The organism is Vibrio sp. FE10 (genome assembly GCF_030297155.1).
Lineage (GTDB): Bacteria > Pseudomonadota > Gammaproteobacteria > Enterobacterales > Vibrionaceae > Vibrio > Vibrio apostichopi.
The window spans coordinates 240,448-252,040 of sequence record NZ_AP028068.1; the positions used below are offsets into that span (position 1 = coordinate 240,448).

At 43.5% G+C, this 11,593-nt stretch carries 13 protein-coding genes; 9 read left to right on the plus strand and 4 right to left on the minus strand.

Annotated elements, in window-relative coordinates; all coding sequences use genetic code 11:
• The first annotated feature begins 550 nt into the window (after positions 1–550).
• Both rimK and QUF19_RS18195 read left to right on the plus strand, forming a co-directional pair.
• Positions 551–1,456 carry a 30S ribosomal protein S6--L-glutamate ligase gene (rimK, locus tag QUF19_RS18190; protein ID WP_010428457.1) on the plus strand — a complete coding sequence of 302 codons (906 nt, stop codon included), beginning with the start codon at positions 551–553 and terminating at the stop codon, positions 1,454–1,456.
• 32 nt (positions 1,457–1,488) lie between these two features.
• Positions 1,489–1,917, plus strand: coding sequence for an ATP-dependent zinc protease family protein (locus QUF19_RS18195; RefSeq protein WP_004733090.1), 429 nt, complete (start codon positions 1,489–1,491; stop codon positions 1,915–1,917).
• 75 nt (positions 1,918–1,992) lie between these two features.
• On the opposite strand, the gene QUF19_RS18200 is transcribed toward QUF19_RS18195, so the two are convergent.
• Positions 1,993–2,781, minus strand: coding sequence for an MBL fold metallo-hydrolase (locus QUF19_RS18200; protein WP_286301814.1), 789 nt, complete (start codon positions 2,779–2,781; stop codon positions 1,993–1,995).
• Positions 2,782–3,119: 338 nt separating this feature from the next.
• Between QUF19_RS18200 and QUF19_RS18205 the strand changes: the two genes are divergently transcribed.
• The 4 genes from QUF19_RS18205 to QUF19_RS18220 all read left to right on the plus strand — a co-directional run bounded on the left by QUF19_RS18205 (position 3,120) and on the right by QUF19_RS18220 (position 6,777).
• Complete coding sequence (locus QUF19_RS18205) at positions 3,120–4,157, plus strand: L-dopachrome tautomerase-related protein (RefSeq protein ID WP_286301817.1); 1,038 nt, start codon at positions 3,120–3,122, stop codon at positions 4,155–4,157.
• A gap of 170 nt (positions 4,158–4,327) precedes the next feature.
• A complete protein-coding gene (locus tag QUF19_RS18210) occupies positions 4,328–4,930 on the plus strand; it encodes a 2OG-Fe(II) oxygenase (protein ID WP_009846307.1) in 603 nt (200 codons plus the stop codon).
• A 229-nt stretch (positions 4,931–5,159) separates the two neighbouring features.
• Positions 5,160–5,879: a glycerophosphodiester phosphodiesterase family protein gene (locus tag QUF19_RS18215; protein ID WP_286301821.1), complete on the plus strand. Its 720-nt coding sequence runs from the start codon at positions 5,160–5,162 to the stop codon at positions 5,877–5,879.
• A gap of 160 nt (positions 5,880–6,039) precedes the next feature.
• Positions 6,040–6,777, plus strand: a complete 738-nt coding sequence (locus QUF19_RS18220) for a sulfite exporter TauE/SafE family protein (RefSeq protein ID WP_286301823.1) — start codon at positions 6,040–6,042, stop codon at positions 6,775–6,777.
• 90 nt (positions 6,778–6,867) lie between these two features.
• Here QUF19_RS18220 and QUF19_RS18225 read toward each other — a convergent pair whose 3' ends face one another.
• Entirely contained in the window at positions 6,868–7,689 is an 822-nt protein-coding gene (locus tag QUF19_RS18225; RefSeq protein ID WP_286301824.1) for a L,D-transpeptidase family protein, read from the minus strand.
• Positions 7,690–7,691: 2 nt separating this feature from the next.
• Positions 7,692–8,174, minus strand: coding sequence for a GNAT family N-acetyltransferase (locus QUF19_RS18230; protein ID WP_029223624.1), 483 nt, complete (start codon positions 8,172–8,174; stop codon positions 7,692–7,694).
• A 209-nt stretch (positions 8,175–8,383) separates the two neighbouring features.
• On the opposite strand from QUF19_RS18230, the gene QUF19_RS18235 reads away from it, so the two are divergent.
• The 3 genes from QUF19_RS18235 to grxB all read left to right on the plus strand — a co-directional run bounded on the left by QUF19_RS18235 (position 8,384) and on the right by grxB (position 10,666).
• The gene (locus QUF19_RS18235; protein WP_286301826.1) at positions 8,384–9,364 is read left to right on the plus strand and encodes a Gfo/Idh/MocA family protein; all 981 of its coding nucleotides are present in this window, start codon (positions 8,384–8,386) and stop codon (positions 9,362–9,364) included.
• Between the two features lie 164 nt (positions 9,365–9,528).
• Complete coding sequence (locus QUF19_RS18240; RefSeq protein ID WP_165689583.1) at positions 9,529–9,687, plus strand: hypothetical protein; 159 nt, start codon at positions 9,529–9,531, stop codon at positions 9,685–9,687.
• Positions 9,688–10,033: 346 nt separating this feature from the next.
• Entirely contained in the window at positions 10,034–10,666 is a 633-nt protein-coding gene (gene grxB / locus QUF19_RS18245) for a glutaredoxin 2 (protein ID WP_286301829.1), read from the plus strand.
• A 93-nt stretch (positions 10,667–10,759) separates the two neighbouring features.
• Here the strand turns inward: grxB and ppsR are convergent, their stop codons facing one another.
• Complete coding sequence (ppsR, locus tag QUF19_RS18250) at positions 10,760–11,593, minus strand: posphoenolpyruvate synthetase regulatory kinase/phosphorylase PpsR (RefSeq protein ID WP_286301830.1); 834 nt, start codon at positions 11,591–11,593, stop codon at positions 10,760–10,762.

Consider the following 11,593-nt stretch of genomic DNA (forward strand, 5'->3'; position numbering starts at 1 on the left):
ATCTGCCAAAAAGTAGCGCTAAAAGACGAAAACAGGAACAACTTAACAAAAACCCATCTGTTTATTACTTCCTATTAAATGACGATAATTAATGGGTCAGCAAGGAACGATGAGTTCCTACCAAAGCCTAATACAAGAGAAGTAATCATCATGAGAAAATACTATCTTAATAAGTTAAAAAGCACCTGTAGCAAGCTCGAAAGAGAAGCACTACGAACACTTATAGAGCTATGTAACTGGCGTTATTAGTACACTTTTTAGCACCGAGTTAACGCGAGTTGAGTACAACCTAATATGCTCCTACCCCCAATATGAGTTAGGTCTCAACTCGCTTTTCCATTCCAAACACCCTCTCAACCCTGCTGTACCAATCGCTCACACACTCGATAAATTTCTGTTGTCGACTCGACAAATTTAATTCGTTTTCTTAGTTAAACGAAAAGCCTTAAGGTTCGCCCCGAAGCAAGCAAGGAGCCTCAGAAAAACTGAAAGCTCAGCTAACAACTAATTTATTTGCAGTTACCAATCAGGTATTAACTAAGGAAACGCCATGCGTATCGCAATTCTTTCTCGCAACGAAAATCTATACTCTACTTCTCGCTTAAAAGCGGCAGGAGAAGCTCGTGGTCACCAGGTCGATGTTATCGACACGCTGCACTGTGATATAGATATCGCGAGTAACAATCCGAAGATTCGCTACATGGGTGAAGAGCTACCTCAATACGATGCTGTTATTCCACGTATTGGCGCTTCCATTACCTTTTACGGCACTGCGGTTGTTCGCCAATTCGAAATGATGGGCACTTTTTGTATCAATGAGTCTGTAGCTATCAGTCGTTCTCGCGACAAACTGCGCTCACTGCAACTGTTGTCTCGTAAAGGTATTGGCTTACCAAAAACAGGTTTTGCTAGCCGCCCTGACAAGATTCAAGACTTGATCAAAAACGTAGGTGGTGCGCCACTGGTTATCAAGCTTCTTGAAGGTACTCAAGGTATCGGTGTGGTTCTGGCTGAAACAAACAAAGCAGCTGAAAGCGTTATCGAAGCATTCATGGGCCTAAAAGCGAACATCTTGGTTCAAGAGTTCATTGAAGAAGCTAATGGCGCAGACATCCGTTGTTTTGTTGTGGGTAACAAGGTTATTGCAGCAATGAAGCGCCAAGCTGGTGAGGGTGAATTCCGCTCTAACCTGCACCGTGGCGGCACAGCTCAACTGGTTAAACTAACCAAAGAAGAGCGCGCGACAGCGATCAACGCGGCGAAAATCATGGGGTTAAACCTATGTGGTGTCGATATTCTACAATCTAAGAATGGCCCAGTTGTAATGGAAGTGAACTCTTCTCCAGGCCTAGAAGGTATCGAGAAAGCGACAGGCAAAGATGTAGCAGACATGATTTTCGGATTTATCGAGAAAAATGCAAAACCAAACGCTAACCGTACTCGTGGCAAAGGCTGATTAAACGCCGTTTACTCATGATTGGAAAAAACATGAACAATAAAATGATCATAGGGAATACAGAAGCACTTTGCTTACCAGAGTTAGGGATAACTGGACTACATACGCGTGTTGATACAGGGGCTCAAACCTCTTCTCTGCACGTAGACAATCTACTATGTGTAAAAACAGACGGTGAAAACTTCGTTGAGTTCGATCTTCACCCAGACGTTTACCACCTAGAAGAGACTGTGCGCTGCAAGGCGAAGCTGAAAACGAGTAAAAGAATCAAATCATCGAACGGCGAAGTTGAACACCGTTGTGTGATTGAAACCATGCTAAAAATTGGTGGTCAGGAATGGCCTATCGATATCACGCTAAGTAACCGTCAGGATATGACTTACATGATGCTGCTTGGTCGTCAAGGCATGAGTGACAAAGTGATTGTTGACCCAGCGGGCGAATTTCTAATTTCCCACTAATTGAACTGCTCCACAGCTCAAATAGTGAGTCAACAACACGTATTAATTAAGGCCAGTCTTTGAGACTGGCCTTAATTATTTATGGCGATTTTTTTTCTCTTTAAACCCAAACCGCCAAACAGATTTAACCAAACCTTTGAGTTTGATTTTAGTCACTCGCCAATGTGTCACTGGCCTTCTTGGTGCACTCATCAGCAGATGTTCAAACGCTTGCTCACTCAAATTCACTTGTCCCCCATGCGCCACCAGCAAGGTGTCGAGCTGCATGTCATAGATACGAGATACCGACTCTCGATACTTATTGGGATGAAAAATTGGGAAAGGCGGAATCAGCTTCTTTTTGACCTCAACCATTAAGTCCGCTACGTAGGCGACACTGTGTGATGGGCAATAGACGGAAAGATCTCTGTCGGTATGGCCGGGCGTTTCCAGAACCAACCAATCATCAAAACCCGGAATGCTGTCTCCATCCGACAACTTGTAGTCCGGCTTTAGCTTCCTTGAATACCAAAGGTTTGCTTTGGGCTTGCCCAATCGATTCGCCATCCATCGTGCCAGCGCCAGATCGGTCAAATGCATCAATATGCCATCGATGCCGTGGTACCAATCCTTATCTCGATTTGCTGCAACCAAATTACAATTAGTGAGCTTTCTGAGCTTGTGCGCTGCCCCTGCGTGATCTGGATGCATGTGTGTAACCACAACCGTATGGAGATCAGCAAAATCACGCCTAAGCTCGGTTTCAATGAAATCCTTCAAATGCGGGATGTCGGCTCGACATGCGCCATCAAGCAACAGTAATTTGTCTGGGTACTCCACCAAGTACATGTCTTGGATGTAACCTTTAATGGTATGCAGCTGCAAATCGTCTTCCTATTCGTCATTCCTATCCACTGGAATAAATTAACAGTTAAATAACAAGTGGTCTAACCAGAATGTAGTAAAGATATATAAAATGTGATTTTTGGACACAAACCTGCTGATATAAATAACCAGAGGAAAATCAATCAAGCTAACATATGAATATTCACATAACACTGATTACAAGGAATTAAAATTACTAAACTATCTAGAGCACTATGCACTTTAAAGAAGAGATTCGAACCTATTATCAAATTAAATTTGAAAGTGTAACAAATACAAGGCTGTTGATGATTGTTAACTCATTGGTAACATTTACGTAAATTATCAAGGAGAACACAATGAAAAAAACAATAGTCAATACCATTCTTGCGAGCACTCTTTTATCCACTTATGCGCAAGCAGAGATAGAACTCATACCAACAATAAAACAAGCAACGATTGTTGCGACCATGAGTGAACGTCCAGGTAACCCTTCAGTTACACCTGACGGACGATTATTATTGAGCGTTCATCCACTTGACCATCCAGAAACTAAAGTCATTGAGTTAAGCGTGGCCGGAAATCAAACGCCATACCCGACAACAAAGTATGCACAAGGTGAAAACTCTAAATTTAAAGCCGTCATTGCAATCCGGACAGATGACAACGGAGTCGCATGGATCCTAGATCTCGCGACTCATTCATTAACAGGTTGGGATACTCGTAAAGAAGTATTGGTAAAATCGATAAAAATACCAGCGTCTGTTCTAAAACCAACAAGCTTCCTACAAGACTTTGCATTAGACCAAAAAAGGCAACGCATAATCATCGCTGATATGACCCAGAATGATCTGAAAAGTGAAGCAATCCCTGCCTTTATAACCGTTGACCTCAATACGGGTGAAGCTGTACGAGTAGCAGAAAATCATCCGTCAATGAAAGCCGACAGTAAAACCGGATTTGCGTTAAACCCAATAACCATAGATCCATCCTACGAATGGGTTTATTTCGGAGCGGTCAATGGCCGTACTGTTTACCGAGTAAAAGCGAGTGAGTTTGATAATAATGGGCAGGAAGTCGCAGACAATATTGAAAAATACGCCGATAAACCTTACTCCGATGGCATTACGGTAGACAGTGCTCAGAACGTTTATATTACCGATATTGAAAGGAATGCGATTGGGGTTTCCACTCCCGATGGATACCGAATTATTGCCACACTATCAGACAACCAAACTTGGCCTGATGGCATGTCATTTGGTCCTGATGGTTATATTTACGTAACGGTGAATCAACTTGATCGAACTGCAGCCTTAAACAACGGCAAAGATACTGGTATAAGACCATTCGAAGTCGTAAAAATCAAAGCTTTGGCGAATGGAACCACCGGGCGATAATCAAACAGAAGTGAGCCTCTAAATAGGCTCACTTTCCTTTCTCGATCGTTATCCATCCCATCCCCACCAGTAAATGACAAAAATTTATCGTGACGACAAAATACGTGATTTGTTGGCCTGAGTTATTAGGACTATATATGCGCCTCTAATTTATTGTCTGAGTGCTATACATGAACCAATTAATCGATGCTCTTTCTACCCAAGGTTACTTTGTTTGGGATGACTTCTTAACTCACGAAGAAGTAGTGGCATTGAGGGATTGCATTCCAGAGAACTGGAAAAAGGCTAGGATCGGCCGTAACGATGACGTAGCACGAGAAGCAACGATTCGTAGTGACAAAATTCAGTGGGTACGCCGTGATATGGGCGAACCAGCATCTCTGTTCCTCGACAAAATGGAACAAATTCGTTTAGAAGCAAACCAAGCGTTCTTTTTAGGTCTGTTCGAATACGAAGCGCACTTTGCGAAATACGAAAAAGGCGACTTCTACCAGAAGCACTTAGACTGCTTCAAAGGCAACGAAAACCGCCGCCTAACCACCGTGTTCTACATGAATGACGAATGGTCTGAAGAAGACGCAGGAGAGCTCGTGGTTTACGATCTAAAAGACAATCACATCGCGACTATTCCACCAAAGGGTGGTCGACTGTTGGTATTCTTATCTGAACAGTTCCCACACGAGGTTCTACCAACCAACACGGAGCGATTCAGTATCGCTGGTTGGTTCCGTATTAATGGCGTGAAAGACAACCAATTGGACATCGCACACTAAGCTAAGTCAATCCAGTCCAATCTCTATCTTATCCAGAGCCTATGTCATCAAAAGCCTCTCAACAGAGAGGCTTTTTCGTAGATGAGAATCACTAGAAGTGACAAGTCTAATCGACCGCTTTCATTAGCAGAGTCACAACACGGCTATTTGGCTTCACGATTGCTCTGGCGTAATAGAGAAAACTGATATTTAATAAATATTTACGATGCGTCTTAAAGAAGGATTAATTATGTCGTCTATCATCGTAGGTCATCGTGGTGTGGCGGGTACTCACCCAGAAAACACCAAAGTAAGCATTGAGCAAGCCGCTAATCTTGGCTTGAAGTGGGTCGAAGCCGATATTCAAGTCACTCTCGACGACCAACTTGTCGTTTGTCACGATCACACACTAGAACGCTGTAGTGATGGTAAAGGCCGTGTTGATGAACACACCTTGGCAGAGCTGCGTCTGTTAGATTTTGGTAGCTGGAAATCAGAGCAGTTCACCGGTGAAAAAATACTGACTCTCACTGAGTTGTTAAGCTTGGTTGAAGCCCATGATCTGAGTGTTAACCTGGAAATTAAAGTCGATAGCAAACACCAAGCGCCTCATGTGGTCGATCTTCTGCACACAGAACTGATCCGCTCAACACTGGATACCGACAGGATCTTACTTTCAAGCTTCAGCCACCAAGTCGTTGCTGAAATGGCGCACCATTTACCGAGATACCGAGTTGGCGTGATCACAGAGCAACTGACCCAAGCCGATCTTATGCTTATCAATGAGGTAAAAGCGTTCAGCTGTCACATGAACTATGAGCATGTCGATCAGAACGATCTCGACACGTTAAAAGAAGCGAACATTCAAACATGGTGCTACACCGTCAATGATCCGTCTCAGTTCAAATCTCTCTCCAAAGTAGACGCTGTATTCACTGATTTTCCGAATCAATTCGGCGCTATAAATTGACCGAGCGAATACCGAAAAAGCACGCCTCAAGAGACATTAAAATTAACCCCAATAAACCTGAAAATTAGGTAGTAAACGCAAGTGAGTAGGAGTACATTCCGCTACTCACTTGGTTTCATTAGCTCACTCTATTCAGACAGCTTCATCGGTTACTTAATTTATGGATCTCATTTTTAGTCCAACTTACCCAATTTTGGGTGCAATCTTCATTTTCGCCGCTATTGTTCGTGGCTTCTCAGGTTTCGGGTTCACCTTAGTGGCATTGCCATTAAGCGCGCTATTCGTCCCTGTTATCGAACTGGTTCCTGTTTTCATGTTGATTGACCTACTCGGCAATATTCAATTGCTGCCAAAGGTTCGAAAGCACGTTAACTGGCGCTGGGTTTCAAAGGTATTTATCCCTTGTTTGGCCTTCACTCCGGTCGGCTTACTGCTACTCAAATCGGTTAGCCAAGACACGATCATCTTGATCATCAGCGCTTTTATCTTTGCGTCTGCACTAATGATCTACAAAGGCTTTCAATACCGAAGTGAACCTAGGTTTGCGCCCTATATTCTCGGCAGTCTTGCTGGAGTAATGAATGGTGCGGCTTCAATGTCTGGGCCTCCGGTTGGCACGCATGCACTAGCAAGCCCAGTCGAGCCTCATATTGCCAGGGCAGGTCTTATCGCGTTCTTTGTATTGGCCGATTCCAGTGCGTTTGTTTCGGCATCGATAGCGGGATTAGTCGACCGTGATGTGGTTTGGCTGACGATTGTACTTTTGCCAAGCAGCATGTTTGGTGGCTATGTCGGGTCGAAACTGTTCGAGAGATTTGGCGGAGAGAAATTCAAGCCTGTCACTATTGCCCTGCTGGTGGTGATTGCCATATTCAGTGCAGGGCGAGTGTTAATCTAAGTTAAGTAAGTGAACATCTAAGCTCGGCAGGTGAAAACTAAAGTTAGATTAGTGAAAACCTAAGCTGGACGAGTAAAAACAATCTGGGTGCTACCATTCGATATGGATAGGAGTGCCCATTTTGACTAGCTCAATAAACGCATCCATATCTTGATTGGTTAAAGCAATACAACCATCCGTCCAATCAAAACTTTGAATAAAACTTTGCGAACGACGCTCACCATTTTTGATGCCGTGGATTTTGATATTTCCTCCAGGACTCACATCGTGTTTTTCGGCCCACTCTCTGTCGGCGGATTGTGGGTAGTTGATGTGCACTGAACGATAAAAATCAGACTCTTCCATAATATAATCGAGCTTGTATTGCCCTTCTGGAGTTCGATTATCCCCTTCAAATCGCTTATGCCCTTTGGGCTGCTTACCCAAGGCGATACGAAACTCCTGTACGACCTCATCGTCTTTAAATAAGTACATTCGACGCTTTGATTTATCGACCTTAACCAAAGTGACCACTTGAAGTAACGGGTCTATCTCTGAATCAATATTAGGTACGCTGTAAAACTGTTGGGATGAGCTTTGAGGTGGACGTTTCGATGAACCTTGAGAAAGCTGAGCAACCTTATTCTTATTGTCGTCAGAACCACTTTCAAGAACATCATCCACAACAATCACATTGTTTGAGTTCTCTAGAGATCGAGAAGGAGCAGACTCAAACACAATGGTTTCTATCGCCGTTGCATCGGAAACGATTTTCTCGACTACAAGCTTCTGCGCTTGTGATTTCTGAGTTACTGACTTCTGCGTTGCTGGCGGCTTTACATATTGCGGCGTATCCGTAGCAGAAGAAGTCGCTGAATAAATCAGAGAGCTCGCAAAGAGTAAGTACAGTGATAAAGGCAAAAACAACCGCACCTTTATATTCCCTCTAAGCTCATAGACATGGTTCGAGATTGAGTTTCCATTCCTAACGACTCGTAGAAACTCTGAGCTTGCTGGTTAAACTCCATCACTTCCAAACGAAGCTCTATCGCTCCTCTGGCCTGCGACCATTGGTTGAATGACTTCATCAACGCCTTGCCGACACCTTGGCTTTGAATCTGATCGTTGACCACAATCGTGTTCACCCGCGCAACCTTATGTGGCTGAATAAAACTTACCCCTTTGTTCTGCGTCACTTTGCCGGCAAGAAAGCCAACGACCTGTTCGTCTTGAACCGCAACAAAGAAGGAACCAAGCGGATCTATCATCAACCCTAACCAATACTCTTCGCTGTCGCCAAGGCTTCGTGACGGTGGTGCAAACACCATAGGTGCACCAAGATGATGTTGGCGGTTTATCTGCTCAGAAAGCGCTAAAATAGAGCGAATGTCAGTTACCTTTGCGGTACGGATTTGCATATCATCACCTTGTTTGAATTCCATAATACCTTAGCAAAAATGACTTACTTGTGCACCGTTGTCCTAGCCAACTCAGGTATCTTATAGAGGCTCCAAATGGATATTAGGCTGTATTTAAACGGGAATTGTTCCGCAAATCTAAGGCACATTAGTAGCCTTTGAATGCTACTATCTCTGCAGAATCAATACACTAACGACTGGATACCTATATGATTAAGTTTGCTGTAATTGGAACCAATTGGATTACACAAAAGTTTGTTCAAGCTGCCCATGAAACTCAATCGATGCAACTTGCTGCGGTTTATTCACGAAACTTAGACAGCGCGGCACAGTTCGCCCAAGAATTTGACGTTGAAACGACTTATGACTCTCTTGAAGCATTAGCCAATGACAGCACAATAACAGCGGTTTACATCGCGTCTCCAAACTCAATGCACTGTGAGCAATCGATCTTGATGATGAAGCACGGCAAGCATGTGATTTGTGAGAAACCTGTTGCGTCGAATATTGATGAAGCCACTCGAATGTTTGAAGTCGCAGAGCAAAACGGCGTGGTGCTGTTTGAAGCGTATAAATCTCAGTTCCTACCGAACTTTAAGCAAATCCAACTTGGGTTAGAAAAAATAGGCAAAGTGCATAAAGCGCACATCAATTACTGCCAATATTCATCGCGCTACCAAAAGTACCTCAACGGTGAAAATCCAAATACGTTCAACCCTGCCTTCTCAAACGGCTCAATGGTCGACATTGGTTTCTATTGTGTTGCCGCTTCCGTGGCACTGTTTGGCAAGCCTCAAGCAGCTCACGCTTCTGCTAAGTTGCTTGATTCTGGCGTGGATGCTCATGGCTGTGCGATCTTCCAATACCCTGAGTTCGATGTGACTCTCGCACACTCTAAGGTCAGTGATTCCTACGCACCTAGTGAGATCCAAGGGGAACAAGGGGCGATCATTATCGATCACATCGCTGAATGTACCGACGTTAAGATCCGCTATCGTGATGGCACAGTAGAAAACCTCACTCAACATCAAAGTGAGAACTCAATGAGTTATGAAGCGCAAGCCTTTGCCGATTGTATCCATGGCGATCAAGCAATCAAAGCTCAAACAACACAGCGCGCTTTAACCGTTTGCAAGCTAATTACAGAGATGCGTCAGCAAGTTGGTGTCGTTTACCCTGCAGACAAATAGGCACCACAAATACGCTAATGGTCTGATAACTAAGAAATAGTCATTTATACATAACCAAATTTAATCTTTACGACAAACAACTGGATTAGTTGATTAGAGAGTCATCTGTTTAAATCCGCGTTCGATATCTATCGTACTTATTTAATTTATTGAAGGTGTGTAAAGTGTTTTCAGTTGATGATCGCGTTGTAGCAACAAAAGGTGTTGAACTTGGTGAAATGGTAGTGACTGGCCTAAGCGCTGGTGGCGGCTACGTTCACGTTACAACTGTAGAAGGCGCAATGACGCTTACTTACCCAATGCAAGATCTTAAAAAAGCATAGTTTAACCACTTTGCTCTTTTAGTAGACCATCTGCTAAAGGTAACAGAATACAGGCTCTGGCTGATCTCACTCTTCTGCATTAGAGGGGATTGCCAGAGCCTTTTTTGTACCTGCCATTTCCCAGCAACCTTCTCATTAGTTTACTCATTGCAGTAAAGCCGAATCCAACGGACAATAGAATTGATAAAATAGTATTTATACCAAGTACTTATTGTCGGTTGATGCTCACTGTTTATTCGTGCTTAGAGTTTATTGATACTTAACGTTATTGACGCTTAATGTTCGCAATACTTTCTGGTACATTAGCATTAACTTATATTTATAATGACCTGAACTAAGGGAAGCTATGAAGCTTTACATTTACGACCACTGCCCTTTCTGTGCAAGAGTGGCCTACATCGCTCAATCTCTAGGATTGAACATCGAGCTTGTCTCTGTGGATTATGATGACGCCCAAACCCTTATCGATCTGATCGGTAAAAAGATAGTGCCAGTCTTACAGAAAGACGATGGCTCTATCATGGCGGAAAGCTTAGATATCATCGCTTACTTCATGGACTTGAAATCAAGTGATGAGCAGCGTGTACCATCAGAACAAGTCACTCTGTTCCAAACTCGTGCATTCCCGCTAAGCCAACGCATCGGTTTACCACGTTGGTGGAAACTAGACCTTGCTGAATACCAATCAGAAGCAAGCAAAGCTGCATGGCGCGCGAGCAAAGAGACGGAAGAACTCAACTTCGATAGACTAATTGAGCAAACGCCGCAGTTCGTTGAACAGATTAACCCGTTATTGAAAGATGCAGAGCTTCTACTGAACCTAGAAAATGGTGAGTCGGCACTGCCGCTTATTGACCAAGCGGTGTACTTCTCTATGTTGCGCGGTTTCTGTGTTGAACCAAGCATCACATGGCCACCAGCGCTTGAACGTTGGTTAGAGAAACAAAGCGAAACACTAAAACTGTCTCTACTTCGTTAATTCGTTAATTCGTTAAAGAATAGCAAGTAACAAACAAAAACGAGAATCTCACCGAATGAGATTCTCGTTTCTTTAAACACTCAATTCCCTTTATCAGAGCAAGCGTCTTCTCAACCCTATACGTTCCAAGATTCGTGTCGAAATCTCTTCAACAGACAGTGACGAGGTGTTGATGTATGGAATGGCTTCACGTCTGAACAACCCTTCTACCGTTTTCAGCTCATACAAACATTGAGAGTCACTCGCATACTCACTGCCTGCCAATCGATTTTCTCGGATCTCGGTCAGCCTTTCCGCATCAATCGTCAAACCAAACAGCTTATGGCGATATATCTCAAACTCCGGTAACAACCTTAAGCGAGCAATATCATCATGGATAAACGGATAGTTTGCGACGCGTAAACCAAACTGCATTGCCATGTACAAGCTCGTGGGTGTTTTACCGCTGCGAGAGACGCCCAACAAGATAATGTCTGCCTCTTCCAAGCCTTTTAAAGTAATACCGTCGTCGTGCGCTAACGTGTATTCGATAGCAGCAATACGGTCGAAGTATTTGTCCGAGTCTTTATTGACGCTACGAGAACGCTGCAGCTTCGGCTTAGGCGCCATTTTCGTATCATCTTGCACCTTCTGCACGATACTCTCTAACACGTCATAACAGTGTGCAGGCGCATCTAATAACTTAAGTTTTATCTCCGGAATCACAATCGAGAAGAACACCAAAGGTTCATGCCCTGTTGCTCGATATGAAATCTCGATCTCTTTTAATAAATCAGAAAGTTTGTCTTCACTTTCGACAAACGGGAAGGTTTTCTCATTAGCTTTGAATGGGAATTGACCTAGAACAACATGCCCTAAAGTCTCACATGTTATGGCCGTTCCATCAGAAACATAGAATACATCACGACTTTGAATATCAATTTGCAT